Here is a 19981-nt window from a genome sequence, read left to right as displayed (position 1 = left end):
CAATATGGGGCGCCGCCCTGCCGCCGGGAGCCCCCGGATAGCGGCGCCCACGTCTTATCCGGCCAACCCCGGCAAACGCTGATTGCAGTAATACCCGGCGCGACGCACGGCGTGACATTGAAATTCCCGCAACGATCCCCCATTCTAGATCTCATGCTAAAGCGCCGGAGCGCGCTTCATTCACCCTTTTCAACAGGACTGCGCATATGACCAATCCATTATTGACGCCTTTTTCACTGCCGCCTTTCTCTGCGATCAAGCCGGAACATGTCGTCCCTGCGGTCACCAAAGCGCTGGCCGACTGCCGGGCTGCGGTAGAAAGCGTGGTCGCGCAAGGCGCGCCGTATAGCTGGGAGACGCTGTGTCAGCCGCTGGCCGAAACGGACGATGTGCTGGGGCGTATCTTCTCCCCGGTAAGCCACCTGAACTCGGTCAAAAACAGCCCCGAGCTGCGGGAAGCCTATGAACAAACCCTGCCGCTGCTGTCGGAATACAGCACCTGGGTGGGTCAGCACGAAGGTCTGTACAAAGCGTATCGCGATCTGCGCGACGGCGACCATTACGCCACCCTGAACACCGCGCAGAAAAAAGCGGTGGACAACGCGCTGCGCGATTTTGAGCTGTCCGGTATCGGTCTGGCGAAAGAGCAGCAAAAACGCTACGGCGAGATCGCCGCGCGGCTGTCCGAACTCGGCAACCAGTACAGCAACAACGTCCTGGATGCCACCATGGGCTGGAGCAAGCTGATCGCCGACGAAGCCGAGCTGTCCGGTATGCCGGAGAGCGCGCTGGCGGCGGCCCAGGCTCAGGCGCAGGCCAAAGAGCAGGAAGGCTATCTGCTGACCCTCGATATCCCGAGCTACCTGCCGGTGATGACCTACTGCGACAACCAGGCGCTGCGCGAAGAGCTGTATCGCGCCTACTCCACCCGCGCGTCGGACCAGGGGCCGAATGCCGGCAAATGGGACAACAGCCCGGTGATGGCAGAAATTCTCGCTCTGCGCCACGAGCTGGCGCAGCTGTTGGGCTTTGAAAGCTATGCCTGCAAATCCCTGGCGACCAAAATGGCGGAAAACCCGCAGCAGGTGCTCGACTTCCTGACCGACCTGGCCAAACGCGCCCGCCCGCAGGGGGAGAAAGAGCTGGCCCAGCTGCGCGCCTTCGCGAAAGCGGAGTTTGGCGTTGATGAACTGCAGCCGTGGGATATCGCTTACTACAGTGAAAAACAGAAGCAGCATCTCTACAGCATCAGCGATGAGCAGCTGCGCCCTTACTTCCCGGAAAACAAAGCCGTTAACGGCCTGTTCGAAGTCGTTAAGCGCATTTACGGTATTACCGCCAAAGAGCGCACCGATGTTGACGTCTGGCATCCGGAGGTGCGTTTCTTCGAACTGTATGACGAGAACAACGAACTGCGCGGCAGCTTCTATCTTGACCTGTATGCCCGCGAACACAAGCGCGGCGGGGCGTGGATGGACGATTGCGTCGGCCAGATGCGCAAACTCGACGGGTCGCTGCAAAAGCCGGTCGCCTACCTGACCTGCAACTTCAACCGTCCGGTTAATGGTAAACCGGCGCTGTTTACCCATGATGAAGTCATTACCCTGTTCCACGAGTTTGGTCACGGCCTGCACCATATGCTGACCCGGATCGACACCGCCGGGGTCTCCGGCATCAGCGGGGTACCGTGGGATGCGGTCGAGCTGCCGAGCCAGTTTATGGAAAACTGGTGCTGGGAGCCGGAAGCGCTGGCGTTTATCTCCGGCCATTACGAAACCGGCGAACCGCTGCCGCAGGCGCTGCTGGACAAAATGCTGGCGGCGAAAAACTACCAGGCCGCGCTGTTTATTCTGCGCCAGCTGGAGTTTGGCCTGTTCGACTTCCGTCTGCACGCCGAATACCGGCCGGAGCAGGGGGCCAAAATCCTCGAAACCCTGGCGGAGATCAAAAAGCAGGTCGCCGTGGTGCCGGGGCCGTCGTGGGGCCGGTTCCCGCATGCCTTCAGCCATATCTTCGCCGGAGGGTACGCGGCGGGTTACTACAGCTACCTGTGGGCCGACGTACTGGCCGCGGACGCCTTCTCGCGCTTCGAAGAGGAAGGCATCTTCAACCGCGAAACCGGACAGTCGTTCCTCGATAACATTCTGAGCCGCGGCGGTTCTGAAGAGCCGATGGTGCTGTTCAAACGCTTCCGCGGGCGCGAGCCGCAGCTCGACGCGATGCTGGATCACTACGGGATTAAAGGCTGATTTACCCGTCATACTTCAAGCTGCCTCTTCGGCAACTGTTCTCACTCGCCCTGGGCACGTACGCTTGTCCGTTCCCAGGGATTTGTTCCCTTGTTGTCTTGATGCAACGTGAATTATTTAGGGTAAAGCGGAAGTGAAGATCTGCTTAATTGATGAAACGGGCGCCGGAGACGGCGCCTTATCTGTTCTTGCCGCCCGCTGGAATCTGACGCCGGACGAGGACAACCTGATGGCGCTGGTCATGACCCGCGAACATCTGGAGCTGCGTAAGCGCGATGAGCCGAAACTCGGCGGGATCTTTGTCGATTTTGTCGGCGGAGCGATGGCCCATCGACGTAAGTTTGGCGGCGGCCGCGGTGAAGCGGTGGCGAAAGCGGTGGGCGTGAAAGGCGACTACCTGCCGGATGTGGTGGATGCGACGGCAGGACTGGGGCGCGATGCGTTTGTGCTGGCCTCGGTGGGCTGCCGCGTGCGCATGCTGGAGCGGAATCCGGCGGTGGCGGCGCTGCTCGATGATGGCCTGGCCCGCGGCTATGCCGACCCGGAAATCGGCCCATGGTTACGCGAGCGTTTGCAGCTGATCCATGCTTCCAGCCTGACGGCGCTGACGGACATCACGCCGCGTCCGCAGGTGGTCTATCTTGACCCGATGTTCCCGCACAAGCAGAAAAGCGCGCTGGTGAAGAAAGAGATGCGCGTGTTTCAGTCGTTGGTCGGAGCGGATCTCGATGCCGACGGGCTGCTGGAGCCGGCGCGACGGCTGGCCAGTAAACGCGTGGTGGTGAAGCGCCCGGATTATGCACCGCCGCTGGCGGACGTCGCCACGCCGAACGCCGTCGTCACCAAGGGCCACCGGTTCGATATCTACGCCGGTACGCCTGAGTAAACACGCACACCCGTGGAGCGCCCGGGTCCAGCGCTGCAGAAGTTCGCTCCCCGGGCCCACGTTTTCTTACACAAACGGCGCCAGCGGGTCGGCAATCGCCAGGGCGGCGGCTTTCTCAGCCTTCGGCGGATAGATAAGCTCGCGGGTGATCGACATCTTCAGTTTCTTGGCCTCTTCGCGGGTCAGTTTTACCTGCTGATCCCAGCCTTCGGTATAGACCGCGCCCCAGGCACCGAGATCGAGACAGGTCACGTAGTTTTCCTGGCGATAGGGCAGCGGCGCGACCTCAAGCAGACTGGCCGCCGCGTTGTTGCCGGCAAATTTGCCCAGCAAAATCGCGTGCTGGCAGGTCATCAGCGCATGATTACCCTTGTCATCAGTCGCCGCGTAGGCCACGTCGCCGGTGGCATAAATATCGTCATAGCCCTCCACCTGTAGCGCCGGATTGACATGCAGACGGCCCAGTCGATCGCGCGGAGCGTCAATCTGTGTCGTCAGGTCGTTAGCCTGTACGCCAACGGTCCAGATAACGGTCTGCGACGCAATTTTGTGCCCATCTTTCAGTACTACGCCGTCGGCATCAACACGTTCGACTTCAGCATTAACCCGCCATTCTATACCGAGCTCAGCAGAGGCCTCGACAATCACGTCGCGTAATGCGTCGCTGTAGCGGGAACCCGGCCGTGGACCGCGCTCAACTACGACTACTCTGGTCTTAGCATTCGGGCCGACGATCGCGCGCAACTTATCGGGGAGCTCCATTGCCATCTCAATACCGGTGAAGCCGCCGCCGCAAACCACCACGGTGTTGCGCGATGTGCTATCGGCGAGGTGGGCCAGTGATTGTAGGTGCTTCTCCAGGACGATGGCGGTTTCCAGCTGATCGAGATCGAAGGCATAGCGCTCGGCTCCGGCGACCAGTGAGCGGTTGACATGACTGCCGCTGGCCAGGATTAAGCGGTCGTAAGCCAGCGAGTGCGTGTCACCGCTGGCATCCGTCCAGATCACGGACTTACTGGCCGGCAGGAGCTGGGAAACCGTCCCGCGCAAGAACCGGACCCCGGTGGCCTCAAACAGGGGTTGCAATGGGGCCACCAGCGTCGGCACGGCATTCTCATAGAAACGCGGTCGCACGCGTAGTTCCGGCTGCGGCGCAATGACCGCGATCTCGATGGCCTGATGTTGATATTTATCGGCCAGACGTGCGGCGCTAAGCGCGGCCCACATCCCCGAAAAACCAGCGCCAACGATCACAATTTTCTTACTCATAATGGCTTCACTCACGGTTAACTACGATGTATTTACTCGGATTTTATCGGTCGTAGTTTGTGATGGCAATGTGATTTGTGCGATCGCGGAAGTTATGGCGGTGTAATTTGTTTTATATTATTGATAATTAACTAATTAAATTTATACTTTGCTGCCTTGCATTTTATCCATCTGGTATGGATGTAGCGAAAAAGCTACAATAACTCAGATTTATTTTGGCTGAGATTAGAGAATGGCATTCTACAGTTCCGGAGTTGAGTACGGCATCCATAGCCTGATGTGCATGGTGGACAGTAAAGGCGATGCCCGCGATATGAGCGTGCGGGAAATCGCCGATCTGCAAAGCGTGCCTTACGATTATCTGGCCAAAATCTTTACCCGGCTGTCCAAAGCAGGCCTGGTGCGCAGCATTGAAGGCAAGGGCGGCGGGTTCCAGCTGGCGAAGCCTGCGGAGCACATCACGGTGCTGGATGTGGTAAATGCCATCGATGGCGACAAGCGTATTTTCGAATGCCGTGAGATTCGCCAGCGGCTGGCGGTGTTTGACGCACAGCCGCCGGAATGGGCCTGCGAAGGGATTTGCGGCGTGCGTTCGGTGATGGAGATAGCACAGCAGCGGATGGAAGAGGCCTTAGGGCAACATACTATTCTGGACTTGACGCGCAAGATGTATCGCAAAGCGCCGGATGAGTTTGTCATTGAGGTACAGGACTGGATCGCCGCGCGGAAGAGTTAACCTCAGCCAGTCGCTGACTGAGGTTAATCGGCGTCGCTATTTCTCGCTCGCCGGCGTGTTAATCATCCGGTTGAGCCACGGCACCAGAATCGCCATCACGAGGGTGACGCCGAGGGTGACCAGACCAATTTTGCCAAATACGTTGGTATAGATCGGTAAGGTTTGCAGCGGGTCGGTAATATTTTCCGGGACGGCGGTGAAGGTGGCGACATATCCCCCCATCAGGAAGGCTGCCGCCTGGGTCAGGAACCACATCCCAAGAATAAAGCCCATCAGATGCTGGGGCACCAGCGCGGCGACCATCGCCAGGCCGAGGGCGCTAATCAGCAATTCCCCCAGACTCTGGAACAGATAAATCAGCACGATAAACCAGGGCGATGTCAGCCCCTGCGCATCGGCGAACCAGATCCCCGCCGCCGCCGCGGTCAGGAACCCCAGCGAACATAAAAACATACCGAGGGTAAATTTCATCGGCATAGTCAGGTCTTTACCTTTGTTGCCGAGGCGGGTGTACAGGGCCGCCAGTACCGGGCTGGCGACCACCACCCAGAACGGGTTCAGCGCCTGGAAACTGACCGGGTTAATAGTGAAGCCAAGAATATCGTGATGGACGTTATTGATGGCAAAGAAGTTGAGCGAGGTCGGCATTTGTGCGTACAGAATGTAGAACAACACCGCTTCCAGCATCAGGATAAAGGCGACAAACATCTTGTTGCGCCCGGTTTTCTCGAGCTTGAAAGCCTCGCGGAAGAAGAAAACGACCACCACGATGGAGAGGACAATCAGGACCAGATTGGCGATTTTGACGTTATGCATCAGCCAGGCGCAGAGGAACACCATTACCACGGTGCCAGACAGCACGCACAGCAGGTTACGTAAAATTAACGGCCGGTGGTCTGGCTCTGAACCGATATCTTTTACCATCTCGCGGCAGGCGAAATAGACCAGTAGGGCGATAATCAGCCCCGCGCCGCACAGATTATAGGTGACGGCATAGCCAAATTTTTCGGCAATCACCGGCGCCAGAGAGAGCGAGAGCAGCGAGCCGATATTAATCGACATGTAAAACAGGGTGAACGCCCCATCGAGGCGGGCATCCTTTGGCGGATAGCATTTTGACAGCAGGCTGGCGGGGTTGGCCTTAAACAGCCCGTTACCGACGGCGATGGTGCCCAGGGCGATAAAAATCAGGTCCGGTTTTAACAGCGACAGTCCGGTCATGAAGTAGCCGAGCGCCAGCACAATCGCCCCCAATACCAGCGTACGCTTTGTGCCGAGCAGGTGATCGCCCACATAGCCGCCGATGGAGATCAGGCCGTAAACTAATGCCGCAAAGGCGCCAAAGGTAACAAAGGCTTGTTCCTGAGAAAATCCAAGCTGTTTAACGAAAAAGACCGCCAGGATGCCCTGGACGCCGTAATAGCCAAATCGCTCCCATAATTCCACAAAAAAAATCATGAAGAACGGCCGGGGTTGCTGCAGTAACCCCGTAGGTGCTGTTGTTTTCATATTCCTTCGCCTTGTCGTGCTATCCCAAAAAAGTATGAACGCGTATGCCGGAACGCGCTGAAAAGTATTCTTAAGCTAAATGACGTGGTCATTTGCCTTATGTGTAGATTATTATATAGATTATTTTTCTTTTAATTGGTTTATCACACTAATCATTAATAAATAATTGGATTGATATGCTTATTTTTTCTGCAAAAGAATTCGCGTGAGTGAAGCGCAGAAGAGGGAGGGGAGATGGCGCCGGAGAAAGCAACAACGCCCGCATAAGCGGGCGTTGATAAGTCTGATGGTCAAGGCGCGGGCGGTTATTCGTCTTCTTCGTCGCGCAGCGGAACAATCAGCATATCGACGTGCACGGTATTGATCAGCTGGCGTGCGGAAGACATCAGCTTGCTCCAGAAATCCTGATGGTGCCCGCAGACCACCAAATCCATATCGTATTTTTTAATGGCATCCACCAGTACCTGGCCGAGATCGCCGCTACCGCTCAGGGTTTCGGTAATCGGATAGCCTGCATTGGTCGACAGCTCGCTCAGCGCGTGGTGGGTCTCTTCGGAAATGCGTTTCTGCATATCGCCAAGATTGACATCGATCAGACCGGTGTACAGGTCGGAGTAGTTAACATCGACGTGAATCAGAGAAACCTTGGCATTGTAAGGACGCGCCATAGAAACGGCTTTCTCTACCAGCACTTTGCTTTCCGGGGAGAGATCTACTGCAATAAGAATATGTTTGTAAGCCATAGTGTTACTCCTTCCATAAGTTGTCGATGACCATTGGACCAGACAGCTGGTGCTGCCGCTTCGCCCGCGTCCTGCGGGCTAACCCGCGGGGGTTCAGCCCTTTAAGGACTTAATTGTAGAAGATATTTCTACCTTATAGCGCCCCTTGCGCTCCGTCAATGCACCTGGCCCACCTAAAGTTAAACAAATATATTCATCTTACGTATTGATAACGATTAACCTTGTGGTAAAAAAATGGACTGATCTCCTACACTATTTAATGAGCCGATCGGATAAATAAACGTGATCGGAATCGCACTCTTGTATTGTATGTTGGGTCGGGTATTGGGGAGCGCTAGCCCCGGAGGAGTCTCCGAGGGCGGGTCGCCGGGGAGGACGTATGATCAGCACTATTGCGCTGTTTTGGGCCCTGTGTATCGTTTGTGTGGTGAATATGGCACGCTACTTCTCATCATTGCGTGCGTTATTGGTTGTGCTACGTGGTTGCGATCCCTTGCTTTATCAATATGTTGATGGTGGAGGTTTTTTCACTTCGCACGGGCAACCGGGTAAACAGATGCGCCTGGTATGGTATATCTATGCCCAACGTTACCGCGATCACCACGATGACGAGTTTATTCGTCGCTGCGAGCGTGTACGGCGGCAATTTATTCTGACCAGCGCCTTATGCGGGCTGGTGGTGGTGAGTCTGATTGCGCTGCTGATCTGGCACTAGCCGGCTGTGAGGTAAAAAAACGGGCCAGTTTCCTGACCCGTTTCATGCTGTTACCGCGATGGCGGATAAGCGGATTTAGATAATCTTCAGGGCAATCCAGTACAGTCCGCCTGACAGCAGAATCGCTGCCGGCAGGGTGAGAACCCACGCCATCAGAATGCTGGTGACGGTCTTTTTCTGCAGGCCGCCGCCATCGACGAGCATCGTCCCCGCCACGGAGGAGGAGAGTACGTGAGTGGTGGAAACCGGCATCCCGGTATAACTGGCCAGGCCAATCGAAACGGCGGCGGTCATCTGGGCTGACATACCTTGTGCGTAGGTCATGCCTTTCTTACCAATCTTCTCGCCGATAGTGGTTGCCACGCGACGCCAGCCGATCATGGTGCCGATGCCCAGCGCCAGAGCAACCGCCATAATGATCCAGATTGGCGCGTACTCGATAGTACTCAGCATATCGGTTTTCAGTTTCTTCAGCAGACGCTGGTCGTCAGCGTTGACTTCCGGCAGCTTCGCCACTTTATCGGTAGTGTCGGAAATACACAGCATAATGCGGCGCAGCTGGCTACGCTGGTCAATAGAGAGCGCGTCATAGCTTTCAATACCGGTCAGCGCCGTCTTCACGCGACCCAGCGCGTTGATGGTGTTCGCCGGGTGGCAGTGGAACTCACCGCCGGTGTTGGCCGCGCCAGGCTCCGGGGATGGGATCAGCTGATCGACGCCGGTCGCTTTTTTCAACAGCTCAGGGCGCTGCTGGAAGAAGGTTTCCACGTTGTTGACCGCATCACGGGTACGGGTGATTTCATAGCCGGAGGCGTTCATGTTGACCACGAAACCTGCCGGCGCCACGCCGATAAGCACCAGCATCACCAGACCAATGCCTTTCTGACCGTCGTTGGCGCCGTGGGAGAACGACACGCCAATAGCCGACAGAATCAGGGCAATACGGGTCCAGAATGGTGGTTTTTTCTTGCCGTCTTTCTTTTCACGTTCCGCCGGCGTCAGGTGGATACGGGCGCGTTTCTTGGTCCCGCTCCAGTAGCGACGCAGAATGAAAATCAGACCGCCTGCCACCACCAGACCGACGATCGGCGAGACGATCAGCGAGGCGAAAATACCGATGACTTTCGGGATATTCAGCGCGTCGACCACCGAGGTGCCGGTCATCAGCGCATTGGTTAAACCAATACCGATGATAGCGCCGATCAGGGTGTGCGAGCTGGAGGCCGGAAGGCCGAAATACCAGGTTCCGAGGTTCCAGATAATCGCTGCCAGCAGCATAGAGAACACCATGGCGAGGCCATGTGCGGATCCCATATTAAGCAGCAGGTCGGTCGGCAACATATGCACGATGGCATAAGCTACGCTAAGACCACCCAACAGAACGCCGAAGAAGTTGAAGAGGGCCGCCATCGCCACAGCAAGCTGCGACCGCATTGCGCGCGTGTAAATCACAGTTGCAACTGCGTTTGCGGTATCATGAAAACCGTTAATCGCTTCGTAAAACAGTACGAAAGCTAAAGCAAGCAATAGTAATAATCCGGTGTGTAAATCCAGACCGGCAAATAAATGTAGCATAGGACGTTACGCCATTTTGAGGACATGAACGCGGCGCATTATCAGTGACTTTAGCGGCGCGGGCAAAGTGAAATATAGACTTTTTTTGATTTTCTTCCTGTTTGGGGGCTACCCGCTTGGGAGTAATCCTATATCTTTCAATGATGTATCTAAATACATGGATTTTCGTGCTGGTGCGACCAGAGTGAAAAATTTACAATTCCCGACAATCGGGACATGAGGAAAGTTGTGTGGAAAGGTTTGATGCCATTGTGATCGGCGCCGGTGCGGCGGGAATGTTTTGTGCAGCGCAGGCGGGCCAGGCGGGGCAGCGCGTGCTGCTGCTGGATAATGGTAAAAAGCCAGGCCGCAAGATCCTGATGTCCGGTGGCGGGCGCTGCAACTTTACTAACATGTATATTGAACCGGCGGCCTATCTCAGTCAGAACCCGCATTTTTGTAAATCAGCGCTGGCGCGCTACAGCCAGTGGGATTTTATCGATCTGGTGGGCAAACACGGTATTGCCTGGCATGAGAAGACCCTCGGCCAGCTGTTTTGCGATGATTCCGCCGAGCAAATCGTCAACCTGCTGCTGGCCGAGTGTGCAAAGGGCGGCGTACAGATTCGCCTGCGTAGCGAAATTCTCAGCGTCGAACGTGACGACGAGGGCTTTACGCTGCAGCTTAACGGCGAGCCGGTGGCGGCAAAAAAACTGGTTGTCGCCTCCGGCGGTCTGTCGATGCCGGGGCTCGGCGCGTCGCCGTTCGGCTATAAGCTTGCCGAGCAGTTTGGCCTTAAGGTGCTGCCGACCCGCGCAGGGCTGGTGCCCTTTACCCTGCACAAACCGCTGCTGGAACAGCTGCAGGTTCTCTCCGGCGTTTCGGTGCCCTCAACCATCGCCGCGCAGGATGGCACGCTGTTCCGCGAAAATCTGCTGTTTACCCACCGCGGGCTATCCGGGCCGGCGGTGCTGCAAATATCCAGCTACTGGCAGCCGGGCGAGTTTGTCACCGTCAACCTGCTGCCGGATTGTCAGCTTGCTGAGTTTCTTGACCAGCAGCGCAATGCGCACCCGAATCAAAGCCTGAAAAACACCCTGGCGATGCAGTTGCCGAAGCGGCTGGTGGAGTGCCTGCAGCAGCTGGGACAGATTCCGGACGTCACCCTCAGGCAGCTGAACGCGCGCGAGCAGGAGGCGCTGGTGGAAACGCTGACCGCGTGGCGGGTCCAGCCGAATGGCACCGAAGGCTATCGCACGGCGGAAGTGACGCTTGGCGGCGTGGATACTCACGAGCTCTCGTCACGGACCATGGAAGCGCGCAAGGTGCCGGGGCTCTATTTTATCGGCGAAGTGATGGACGTGACCGGCTGGCTCGGGGGGTATAACTTCCAGTGGGCATGGGCCAGCGCCTGGGCCTGCGCGCAGGCGCTGGCGGAAGCGTAAGAGGGGGTCAGCCTCCTTTGCCGGAGCCTGACCCCAGGACGATCAGTTCAGGCCAAGAAAGTGCTGGGCGATTTTGAAGTAGATAATCAGCCCGGTGCCATCAATCAGCGTGGCGATAAACGGGGCGGAGACCACCGCCGGGTCGATACCGACGCGCTTGAGCACCATCGGTATCACCGATGAGACCACCGCACTCCACAGCGTAATACATACCAGCGTCAGGCTGACGATCAGCGTGATTTCCATGCCGATACCCATCATCCAGGCGCGTACGCATCCCGCCAGCCCCAGGGTGAGGGCGATCAGCAGCGAGGTGGAGACCTCTTTACGAATCACCCGGCCCATATCGCGTAGCCTTACCTCGCCCAGCGCCATGGAACGCACCAGGGTTGAGGTGATCTGCGTTCCGCTGTTGCCGCCGGTACCGATCAGCAGCGGAATAAAGAAGGCCAGCGCAATGGCCGATTCCAGCGCCTCTTCAAAATGCTGAATGACGCTGCTGGTGTAGGCTTCCGCGACGAACAGCAGCAGCAGCCACACCGATCGCTTCTTCCACAGCGTCCACGGGCTGATCTCCAGATAGGGCTGCTCCAGCGGCAGCGTCGCCCCCTGACGATGCGCATCTTCGGTGACATCATCTTCCAGCAGATGGGCAATCTCTTTTTCCATCAGGCAGCCCACCAGCTCGCCTTTCTCGACCACCGGCACGAGGTCGAGACCGCGCTCGGTGAGTTCGGTCACCACCTGCTGGCGTTCGTCATCAGGTTTGACGCGAAACAGGCAGCTGTCCATTAAATAGCGAATGGATTGCGCCGCATCGCTCTCCTGCAGCAATTTTTTAATGGACAGGCTGCCGCGCAGTTTTTTTCCAGCCACCACAAAAACCTGGCCGGGAATATCATCGCTGGTGAGCTGTGAGACAAAGAGCTCCCGCGCTTCATAGACGCTGAGGTGCTCGGGCAGAGTAATAAAATCGGTACGCATGTACTGGGCGATCGCATCCCCGTCGAAGGCGGAAGTGGCCAGGTGCGCGGCGCAGTGTTGCATTGAAGACATGGTGTAATTCCCTATAAAAAATCCCTCATAGGGGCGAACAAGACAGGATGAGCACAGGCAGATCCCTACGTCCTGGATTAGGTTGTGCCCCTGATTAGACGTGAACGTCGCTGGCGGTTATTTTGCCCCAGAGCAAGGCGTGAGCAGTGTGGTTTGGGGCCCCAAATGCGCTGTGAGCAACGCAGCATTGGGGCAAAATAGCCCCAGCCCTTCGGGACGCGCGCCGGAAACGCGTCAACGCCACGTATAATCAGGGACACAGCCTCGAACTGCACAACGTATCTGTCCGGCATAAACGCCGTCAGAAGTTACCCTGGCAACATCTTGATTCGATGGATGCCTGTATTTCCCTGAGGGGTCTCTGTTGATACCAGCAGGGCGGCAACTTGTATGTATGCAGGAGCCTCGCCATAACGAGATCGTTAAATGAGCGGCCATTATAGGCAGGTGGGAAAGTGGTGAAAGCGTATAATTTACGTGGTTTATCAATGGTTGATAAACCACGTAAAATTGGCCGGTTTTCAGGATGATACGTCGAACTGCGTTTCGGCAAGCATCGCCGGGTCAGTCGTGCGGGCCGTCGTCTTGCGCGGTTAAGCAGTGCAGATGCCCGTGACGCACCCCGCGCTGGGCAATCACCTCGTCGGCGAAATGCTGAACTTCGCCCATTTCTCCCTTCAGGACCGCGATTTCCAGGCAGTCGTCGTGGCTGATATGGACATGCAGGGTGGCGACGGAGAGATCGTGATGATGGTGCTGGGTGGCGATCAGCCGGCTCGCCAGCTCGCGCTTTTCGTGTTCGTACACATAGGAAAGCACCGCGTAGCCACGCTGCCCGCTCTGCTGCGCATGCTCATGCATCAAAGCGTTGCGTAAAATATCGCGTACCGCCTCCGAGCGGTTGTGATAGCCGCGCCCGGCGCTTAACGCGTCGAGGGTCGCCAGAAGATCGTCATCAAGAGTCAGGGTTACGCGCTGCATGGTCGTTTCTCTTTAGCAAGGGAGGGCGGAAACGCGGGAAGTACCGCCCGCTGTAGCGCCCGGCCCGCCGTAGACTGAAGGCGCAGCGGGGCGTTGACCGCCGTAGTTTCAATAATCTGCCCGCTTTCCATCACCATCACCCGCTGGCAAAAACGCTCCACCAGCCGCAGGTCGTGGGTGATGAACAGGCAGGCGGTAGAAAACTGTACCTGCAGACGCTTCAGTAAGGCAACGATCTCCGCCTGCAAAACGAGGCCGAGATTCGATACCGCTTCATCGAGGATCAGCAGCCGCGGCTGCACCGCCAGCGCGCGCGCCAGACACACGCGCTGGAGCTGCCCGCCGCTGAGCTGGAGCGGGCGTTTATCGAGCGCGGCGGGGGAAAGATCGACGGCCCGCATCATCGCCTCGACCCGCGCCAGCCGCTCATCGCGCGAGTCGCGAAACAGATGGCGCAGCGGCTCGCCGATAATCTCTCCCACCGTTTTCCGCGGGTTCACGGCGCTGTGCGCATCCTGAAAAACCAGCTGGATCTCACGGCGGAAAGCCCGCAGCGCCTCGCCTTTTAAGACGCTAAGCGGCGTCTCGCGCCAGCAGATTGCGCCGCGAGCCGGAGATTCAAGGCCGACCAGCATACGCGCCAGGGTGCTTTTACCGCAGCCGCTGCGTCCGAGTAACGCCACCGTTTCTCCCGCGGCGATGCTGAGGCTCACCTCGTGCAGGACGGCGGGATGGTGCGGGTAATCGTGGCTGACATTGTTGACGTCCAGCAGATTCATGATGCGCTCTCCATACCATACAGGGCCAGATGGGCCGCCAGCAGCCGCTGGCTGACCGGGTGCCGCGGGGCGCTAAACAGGGTATCGACATCGCAGCGTTCGACGATGCGCCCGTGGTCCATCACCGCCACCTCGTGCGCCAGCCGCGCCACCACTCCCATATCATGAGTGACCAGCAGCAACCCCTGGCCGCGGGTCGCGACAATCTCTGCCAGCAGATCGAGAATACGCCCCTGGGCGACGGCATCAAGATCGGTGGTCGGTTCATCGGCAAAGATAAACGGCGCTTTGCTCAGTAGCGCGAGAGCAATCATCATCCGTTGCAGCATGCCGCCGCTCATTTCGAACGGGTAGCGCAGCAGAAGCCGGGAGGGGTTTTCCAGCCCGACCGCCCGCAGCGTGGCGATAAGGGTCTCGTCATCCGCAGGCTGGCCGACGGCGCGACAGGTTTCCCGCGCGTGGGTGCCCATCGTGTGTAGCGGATTAAAGGCGCTGCGCGGATTCTGCATGATGGTGGCGACGGTGCCGCCGCGCAGCTGCGCGCCGTGCGCCGGCACGCCGTCCAGCAGCAGACGACCGGCGGTCTGTTTAACGCCAGGGGGCAGCACGTCAAGAGCGGCGGCGCAGGTCAACGATTTCCCGCAGCCGCTGCTGCCGATCAGGGCCAGCACCTGCCCGCGCCGCAAGGTCAGCGACAGGTCGTTTACCAGCGGACGGTCGGCGCACAGGGTAAACTGTTCGAACTGGATCTTCTGCGGCATCAGTGACTGTGCTCCGCGATCAGGTGAGGATCGAGACGATCGCGCAGGGCGTCGCCCACCAGGTTAAAGGCCATTACGCTGATAAAGAGCGCCAGGCCTGGCCACAGCATCTGTAACGGCTGCGTCCAGATGTACTGGCGGGCGTCGTTAATCATCACCCCCCATTCCGCCGTCGGGGCGCTGACCCCGAGACCGAGGAACGACATCCCGGCGACGTGCAGCATCATATGGCCGATATCGAGCGTCGCGAGGACCAGCAGCGAAGGCACCACCGCGCCTGCCAGATGATCGATAAAGAGCCGCCAGCGGCTCGCCCCGCTCAGCCGCGCGGCGAGAATAAATTCGCGCTGGCGCAGGGAAACCACCAGACTGCGCACCATCCGCGCGTACCACGCCCAGTGTGACAGGGCGATGGCGATAATCACATTGCCCAGCCCGCTGCCCAGCACGCCGACCATAAAAAACGACAGGATCGAGGTGGGGAAGGTCATAAACATATCGGCGGTTCGCATGGTGAGCTGATCGACACGTCCGCCCATCAGGCCCGCGCAGCCGCCGACCAGCAGCCCCAGCGCCAGCACCAGCAATAAACAGGCCATCACCGCGCCCAGCGACACCCGCGTGGCCGCCAGCAGGCGGGAGAAAATATCGCGGCCGAGGTGGTCGGTTCCCAGCCAGTGCTGGCCGTTCGGCGAGAGCAGGCGAGAGGGTAAATCAATGGCCTGGGGGTCATACGGTAACCACCACTGGCCGGTGAGCGCCACCAGCGCCAGCAGGGCGATGACGATCAGCGCGACCCGCACCGACCCGGGTGCGGCGCGGAAAACGTTCATGAATGCGCTCCTTCATGGCGGCGAATGCGTGGATCCAGCGCGGCGTTCAGGACATCTACCGCCAGATTACAGAGGGCGAACACCATCACCATAATAAGCGTAAAACATTGAATAACTGGATAGTCACGATTAAAGATTGCCGACACGGCATAGCGCCCGACGCCGGGCCAGGCAAAAATGTTTTCAATAATCATCGTGCCGCCGATCAGTTCGCCAATATGCATCCCAACGGCGGTAATCATCGGCAGCGAGGCGTTACGTAAAATGTGGCGGCGTTCGATTTGTCTGGCGTTCAGACCGCGCAGGCGCGCCCAGGTGACATGGCGTTGCCCGGCGACATCCAGCATGCTGGCGCGCAGCAGACGGGCGTTAATCGCCAGCGACATAAAAGCAATCGACACGGCGGGCAGGATGATGTGCTGCCAGCCGCCGTAGCCCATGGCCGGTAGCCACTGTAAATAGACCGAGAAGCCCATCACCAGCAAAAAGGCGAGCCAGAAGTTGGGCATCGACACGCCAAGAAAGGCGATCAGCCGGACGGTGAAATCCGGCAGGCGCTCGCGATGGCGCGCGGCCCAGATTCCCAGCGGTACGGAGGTCAGCAGGATCAGCACCAGCGCCGCGCCCGCCAGCTGTAGCGTCGCGGGGAGGAAGTGCATGACGTCGTCGAGTACCGGGCGCTGGGTGGCGAAAGAGCGGCCAAAATCCAGATGCAGCGCCCGCCACAGCCAGCTGGCGTACTGGGTGAAGAGCGGTTGATCCAGCCCAAGCATCGTCCGCGTGGAGGCGACCATCTCCGGCGTAGGCGGCAGGTTCGATAGCCGCAGATAGTCGAGCGCCGGGTCGCCGGTGCCGAGGCGCAGCATCAGGAAGATAATCACCGAGGCGGCGAAAATCATTGGTATCAGCAGCAGCAGACGCCGCAGGAGATAATGTCGCATCAGGGGGTTACCCCCTGGATCTGCGCGAAGGGAATGTCGGTGGCGATGGGGGCGTAAGGGATCGTCCCCAGTTCGGGTTTTGCCACCACCATCATTGAGATATAGCTGATTGGCAGATAGACCGCATCATCGTGCAGGCGGGTCAGAATATCGCGATACAGCGCCTGACGTTGAGTCTCATCGCTGGTGGCCAGAACCTGACCGATCTCTTTATCAATCAGCGGCTTGTCTGCCAACCCCTGCTGAGCCTGGTAATCGGCGTGCGAGGGCACGCGCATAGAGCTCATAAACGCATGCGGGTCGTACGGTCCCCCCCAGGTACGGTTGAATATCATGCCAAAACGGCCGTCGCGCTGGCGGGCGTAAATACTGCTTTCTTCTTCGCCGACCAGCGCGACATCGACGCCAGCCTGGCGCATATCGGCCTGAATAATCTCCGCCATCGATTTACTCAGCGCATCGGTGCCGATAAACGACAGTTCAATGCGCAGCGGCTGGCCGTTTTTGTGCCGAATCTCTTCGCCCGCCGGCCTTAGCCAGCCGGCGTTCTCCAGCAGGGCATTGGCGCGCCGGGGATCGTACTGGCGCGGTTGCAGCCCGATATTGGCATACGGGACGGAGGGGGCGAACAGCGTATCGGCGACCTGCTGCGTGCCGTACAGCGCATTGTCGATCAGCGACTTTTTATTCACCGCGTAGTTTAGCGCTTCACGCACCGCCAGCTCATTGGTGGGGGCTTTGGCGGAGTTCAGCGCCAGCATCACCGTTTCGCCGGGTTGAGAAAGCTGGGTACGGTAAGCCGGGTTGTGACGGAAACGTTCGAAGGTATCCAGCGGCAGCAGACCTTCGTTACCGTAAAGCAGGTCGATATCCCCGGTTTCAAAGGCCACGGCGCGGGTCATCGGATCCGGGATCACTTTCACGGTTACCTGGCGCAGCGCCGGCTTTTCTCCCCAGTAGCGTTCGTTACGCACCAGGACATCATACTGGTTGAGCTTTGACTCTTTCAGTATCCAGGGGCCGGTGCCGACGGGGGCTTTGATGCCGTGCAGGGTGCCGCCCTCCACAAACTGCGACGGGGCGATAAAACGGAACGGGCGCGGCAGCGCCAGCTCCTGCAGGAACGGATAGTAGGCGCTTTTCAGGGTGATTTGCAGCTGCGTATCGCTCAGGGCTCTGACATCGCTAATCTGGTTGGTGAGCTCCAGCCAGGCGTGGCGCTGGCGGTTAGCCAGCACCGCCTGGAAGTTGGCAACCGCCGCCTGGGCGTTGAACGGCTCGCCGTTCGAGAAGCGCACGTCGTTACGCAGGGTAAAACGCCATACTTTCCCGTCGGCGGAGTGGCTCCAGCGGCTTGCCAGCCACGGTTTTACCGTACCATCCGCCTGATATTGCACCAGCGGTTCATAGACCATACTTTGGGCGAACATCTGGTTGGGGGTATACAGATGCGGATTCAGGGGGCCAACGTTTACCGGCCAGGCGGTGGTTAATTGCGTTGGCGCTGCGCAGGCGAGCAGAGGAGCGCAGGCGAGAACCGCCAGCAGGGCCGTGCGGAAAATAGACAAGGTATGCATCTCAGTGGACAGGAAAGTATGATGATTTTAATAATTCATCATACTTAGGGCGTAACCTGGATCAATATCAGGCCTTAAAACATAAGAAAACCCTATATCCGGCCACGGTCTGCTCAGCCGTGCCTGAACAGCGCCAGCAGCGTGGCGACCTGTTCATCAACAGGGGTCAGATCGCGTTTGACGATCAGATGCAGCGGCGTTGCCCGCCGTGCGCCGTGGCCGAGCGGCAGCGCTTGCAAGATGCCCTGGTCCAACTGCCGACGGATGCGTTCTTCCGGGAGCCAGCCGAAGCCAACCTGATACTGTACCGCGTCGATGGCGGCATCAATGGTCGAAAAGGTCCACGCCTCGCGGGCGGAGTGTGGATCGTGGCTGCGATCGGCGATACGCACCAGAGGCCAGGGGGCCAGCGCGTGATCATTCAGCGGTCCGTCAAAGGCGGCAAGCGGGTGATCCCGGTGGGCGACGGCGACAAAATCGATATTCATCAGCCACTCCCCGCGCCCGGTAATATCCTGACGACGGGTCAGCACCATCACATCGGCTTCGCTACGCGCCGGATCTTCTTCATCGAACGTCTCCAGTACCTCGGTCATCCTGACCTGCGTTTGCGGATAGCGCTGCTGGAACTGCCGCAGAATGGCAAACAGCCGCTCGCGGGGGAAAATGCTGTCAACGACCAGATTCAACCGGGTTCGCGCGCCGTCACGCAGGGTCGCGGCATGAGTTTCCACATAGGCAAAGGCCTGCAGCAGCGGTTTGACCTGGCTGAGCAGTAGCTCGCCTGCTGGCGTCAGTACGGCGCGGCGCCCTGATGGCGTCAGAAGCGTGACTCCCAGACGCTCCTGGAGCAGCGCGAGGTTATAGCTGACCGACGACTGGCTGCGGTGGGTCTCTTCCGCCGCTTTGGCGAAGCTACCCAGCTCAATAACCTTCTCCAGCAGCGCCCACTGCTCTAGGGTTGTCTTGTGCATAATTCATCTAAAAAGTGGATGTATTTAATCAAAACATAGCGTTATTCATTCATTTTTTAAAGCAGTAAGCTGCTTCTCAACAACAGAGGAGCAAAAATAATGAGCACTTTTGACAAACATGACCTGAGCGGCTTTATCGGTAAACATCTGGTTTATACCTACGATAATGGCTGGAACTACGAGATATATGTGAAAAACGGCACCACGCTGGATTACCGAATTCACAGCGGGATCGTGGCTAACCGCTGGGTGAAAGATCAGCAGGCGTGGATCGTCCGGGTGGGGGAGAGCATTTATAAAATCTCATGGACCGAGCCGACCGGTACTGACGTTAGCCTGATCGTGAACCTCGGCGATAAACTCTTCCACGGTACGATCTTCTTCCCGCGTTGGGTTATCAACAACCCGGAAAAAACCGTTTGCTTCCAGAATGAGCATATCCCGTTGATGATTTCTTACCGCGAGGCTGGTCCTGCCTACCCCACTGAAGTGATTGATGAGTTTGCGACCATCACCTTTGTTCGTGATTGTGGCGCTAACAATGATAATGTGATTAATTGCCCGGCTAATGAATTAGCGGAAAACTTTCCTGAAAATTTGTAATATTTTCGAAAACAATCTGTGATCCCATCCAGGGTTTCATAATCTTGACACCCGTAATCATTATTGCGAATTGGTTTACTCTTCGTTTAATTTTTCGATATTGCGTTCCCGTTTTTCTCATTGCAGGAACGCATTCTTCGGAGAATATTCATATTGAATATCAATATATATCAATGAATTGCATTCATATTTTGATTCCTTCTCAAATAATATTAATTTCTTAATATTATCCTAAGCAAACCTGACTAAATTTAATGATATACCGTCACTATGCCATGAAATGTGGCATTGAAAGAATTCCATTTTCATTTTGTTTAAGTGCACTGGCGCAGGATATTTTTTATCGCACCGGGTTTTAGGTTTGGGTCAT

The 19981-nt window shown here is 57.6% G+C and carries 18 protein-coding genes; 6 read left to right on the top strand and 12 right to left on the bottom strand.

Translation table 11 applies throughout. The annotated features are described in order from the left end of the window. Window positions 1–206 precede the first annotated feature (206 nt). Window positions 207–2249 (top strand): oligopeptidase A, encoded by a 2043-nt coding sequence (prlC, locus tag ACI2JR_RS04900; RefSeq protein ID WP_132729397.1) that lies wholly within the window; start codon window positions 207–209, stop codon window positions 2247–2249. A 133-nt stretch (window positions 2250–2382) separates the two neighbouring features. Then, window positions 2383–3135: a 16S rRNA (guanine(1516)-N(2))-methyltransferase RsmJ gene (rsmJ, locus tag ACI2JR_RS04895; RefSeq protein WP_132729398.1), complete on the top strand. Its 753-nt coding sequence runs from the start codon at window positions 2383–2385 to the stop codon at window positions 3133–3135. A gap of 66 nt (window positions 3136–3201) precedes the next feature. On the opposite strand, the gene ACI2JR_RS04890 is transcribed toward rsmJ, so the two are convergent. After that, a complete protein-coding gene (locus tag ACI2JR_RS04890; RefSeq protein WP_462478016.1) occupies window positions 3202–4404 on the bottom strand; it encodes an NAD(P)/FAD-dependent oxidoreductase in 1203 nt (400 codons plus the stop codon). A gap of 232 nt (window positions 4405–4636) precedes the next feature. Between ACI2JR_RS04890 and ACI2JR_RS04885 the strand changes: the two genes are divergently transcribed. Further along, a complete protein-coding gene (locus tag ACI2JR_RS04885) occupies window positions 4637–5140 on the top strand; it encodes an RrF2 family transcriptional regulator (RefSeq protein WP_462478015.1) in 504 nt (167 codons plus the stop codon). Between the two features lie 36 nt (window positions 5141–5176). Here ACI2JR_RS04885 and dtpB read toward each other — a convergent pair whose 3' ends face one another. Both dtpB and uspA read right to left on the bottom strand, forming a co-directional pair. Further along, the gene (gene dtpB / locus ACI2JR_RS04880; RefSeq protein ID WP_462478014.1) at window positions 5177–6649 is read right to left on the bottom strand and encodes a dipeptide/tripeptide permease DtpB; all 1473 of its coding nucleotides are present in this window, start codon (window positions 6647–6649) and stop codon (window positions 5177–5179) included. A gap of 305 nt (window positions 6650–6954) precedes the next feature. Continuing rightward, window positions 6955–7392 carry a universal stress protein UspA gene (uspA, locus tag ACI2JR_RS04875; protein WP_004126268.1) on the bottom strand — a complete coding sequence of 146 codons (438 nt, stop codon included), beginning with the start codon at window positions 7390–7392 and terminating at the stop codon, window positions 6955–6957. Between the two features lie 379 nt (window positions 7393–7771). Here uspA and uspB point away from each other — a divergent pair, with 379 nt between their 5' ends. Beyond that, entirely contained in the window at window positions 7772–8107 is a 336-nt protein-coding gene (uspB, locus tag ACI2JR_RS04870) for a universal stress protein UspB (RefSeq protein WP_132729402.1), read from the top strand. A 75-nt stretch (window positions 8108–8182) separates the two neighbouring features. Here uspB and pitA read toward each other — a convergent pair whose 3' ends face one another. After that, complete coding sequence (gene pitA / locus ACI2JR_RS04865; RefSeq protein ID WP_132729403.1) at window positions 8183–9682, bottom strand: inorganic phosphate transporter PitA; 1500 nt, start codon at window positions 9680–9682, stop codon at window positions 8183–8185. A 230-nt stretch (window positions 9683–9912) separates the two neighbouring features. On the opposite strand from pitA, the gene ACI2JR_RS04860 reads away from it, so the two are divergent. Then, entirely contained in the window at window positions 9913–11106 is a 1194-nt protein-coding gene (locus ACI2JR_RS04860) for an NAD(P)/FAD-dependent oxidoreductase (RefSeq protein ID WP_462478013.1), read from the top strand. Between the two features lie 42 nt (window positions 11107–11148). On the opposite strand, the gene ACI2JR_RS04855 is transcribed toward ACI2JR_RS04860, so the two are convergent. The 8 genes from ACI2JR_RS04855 to ACI2JR_RS04820 form a co-directional block, all read right to left on the bottom strand. Continuing rightward, window positions 11149–12162, bottom strand: a complete 1014-nt coding sequence (locus ACI2JR_RS04855) for a magnesium transporter (RefSeq protein ID WP_132729405.1) — start codon at window positions 12160–12162, stop codon at window positions 11149–11151. A gap of 564 nt (window positions 12163–12726) precedes the next feature. After that, window positions 12727–13143 (bottom strand): nickel-responsive transcriptional regulator NikR, encoded by a 417-nt coding sequence (gene nikR / locus ACI2JR_RS04850; RefSeq protein WP_132729406.1) that lies wholly within the window; start codon window positions 13141–13143, stop codon window positions 12727–12729. Continuing rightward, window positions 13131–13922: a nickel import ATP-binding protein NikE gene (gene nikE / locus ACI2JR_RS04845; protein ID WP_462478012.1), complete on the bottom strand. Its 792-nt coding sequence runs from the start codon at window positions 13920–13922 to the stop codon at window positions 13131–13133. Before nikE ends, nikR begins: the two co-directional genes overlap by 13 nt. Beyond that, window positions 13919–14683, bottom strand: coding sequence for a nickel import ATP-binding protein NikD (locus tag ACI2JR_RS04840; protein ID WP_462478011.1), 765 nt, complete (start codon window positions 14681–14683; stop codon window positions 13919–13921). The genes nikE and ACI2JR_RS04840 overlap by 4 nt, the downstream gene beginning before the upstream one ends. Continuing rightward, window positions 14683–15516 (bottom strand): nickel ABC transporter permease subunit NikC, encoded by an 834-nt coding sequence (gene nikC / locus ACI2JR_RS04835; protein ID WP_462478010.1) that lies wholly within the window; start codon window positions 15514–15516, stop codon window positions 14683–14685. The genes ACI2JR_RS04840 and nikC overlap by 1 nt, the downstream gene beginning before the upstream one ends. Beyond that, a complete protein-coding gene (nikB, locus tag ACI2JR_RS04830) occupies window positions 15513–16457 on the bottom strand; it encodes a nickel ABC transporter permease subunit NikB (protein ID WP_132729410.1) in 945 nt (314 codons plus the stop codon). The genes nikC and nikB overlap by 4 nt, the downstream gene beginning before the upstream one ends. Continuing rightward, window positions 16457–18034 carry a nickel ABC transporter substrate-binding protein gene (nikA, locus tag ACI2JR_RS04825; protein ID WP_462478009.1) on the bottom strand — a complete coding sequence of 526 codons (1578 nt, stop codon included), beginning with the start codon at window positions 18032–18034 and terminating at the stop codon, window positions 16457–16459. The genes nikB and nikA overlap by 1 nt, the downstream gene beginning before the upstream one ends. A 113-nt stretch (window positions 18035–18147) precedes the next feature. Beyond that, window positions 18148–19008 (bottom strand): LysR family transcriptional regulator, encoded by an 861-nt coding sequence (locus ACI2JR_RS04820; protein ID WP_462478008.1) that lies wholly within the window; start codon window positions 19006–19008, stop codon window positions 18148–18150. Window positions 19009–19104: 96 nt separating this feature from the next. Here ACI2JR_RS04820 and ACI2JR_RS04815 point away from each other — a divergent pair, with 96 nt between their 5' ends. Continuing rightward, window positions 19105–19611 carry a phenolic acid decarboxylase gene (locus tag ACI2JR_RS04815; protein WP_165905713.1) on the top strand — a complete coding sequence of 169 codons (507 nt, stop codon included), beginning with the start codon at window positions 19105–19107 and terminating at the stop codon, window positions 19609–19611. The last annotated feature ends 370 nt before the right edge of the window (window positions 19612–19981 follow it).

Source organism: Klebsiella sp. NPDC088457, from assembly GCF_044900465.1.
Lineage (GTDB): Bacteria > Pseudomonadota > Gammaproteobacteria > Enterobacterales > Enterobacteriaceae > Klebsiella.
This window is presented reverse-complemented; position numbering and strand designations above follow the sequence as displayed.

Coding starts and splice junctions, on each gene's coding strand:
- ACI2JR_RS04820 (WP_462478008.1), bottom strand. CDS start 19,008: ATGCACAAGACAACCCTAGAGCAGTGGGCGCTGCTGGAGAAGGTTATT.
- nikC (WP_462478010.1), bottom strand. CDS start 15,516: ATGAACGTTTTCCGCGCCGCACCCGGGTCGGTGCGGGTCGCGCTGATC.
- ACI2JR_RS04890 (WP_462478016.1), bottom strand. CDS start 4,404: ATGAGTAAGAAAATTGTGATCGTTGGCGCTGGTTTTTCGGGGATGTGG.
- uspA (WP_004126268.1), bottom strand. CDS start 7,392: ATGGCTTACAAACATATTCTTATTGCAGTAGATCTCTCCCCGGAAAGC.
- ACI2JR_RS04885 (WP_462478015.1), top strand. CDS start 4,637: ATGGCATTCTACAGTTCCGGAGTTGAGTACGGCATCCATAGCCTGATG.
- ACI2JR_RS04840 (WP_462478011.1), bottom strand. CDS start 14,683: ATGCCGCAGAAGATCCAGTTCGAACAGTTTACCCTGTGCGCCGACCGT.
- ACI2JR_RS04855 (WP_132729405.1), bottom strand. CDS start 12,162: ATGTCTTCAATGCAACACTGCGCCGCGCACCTGGCCACTTCCGCCTTC.
- uspB (WP_132729402.1), top strand. CDS start 7,772: ATGATCAGCACTATTGCGCTGTTTTGGGCCCTGTGTATCGTTTGTGTG.
- nikA (WP_462478009.1), bottom strand. CDS start 18,034: ATGCATACCTTGTCTATTTTCCGCACGGCCCTGCTGGCGGTTCTCGCC.
- prlC (WP_132729397.1), top strand. CDS start 207: ATGACCAATCCATTATTGACGCCTTTTTCACTGCCGCCTTTCTCTGCG.
- nikR (WP_132729406.1), bottom strand. CDS start 13,143: ATGCAGCGCGTAACCCTGACTCTTGATGACGATCTTCTGGCGACCCTC.
- nikB (WP_132729410.1), bottom strand. CDS start 16,457: ATGCGACATTATCTCCTGCGGCGTCTGCTGCTGCTGATACCAATGATT.
- nikE (WP_462478012.1), bottom strand. CDS start 13,922: ATGAATCTGCTGGACGTCAACAATGTCAGCCACGATTACCCGCACCAT.
- dtpB (WP_462478014.1), bottom strand. CDS start 6,649: ATGAAAACAACAGCACCTACGGGGTTACTGCAGCAACCCCGGCCGTTC.
- pitA (WP_132729403.1), bottom strand. CDS start 9,682: ATGCTACATTTATTTGCCGGTCTGGATTTACACACCGGATTATTACTA.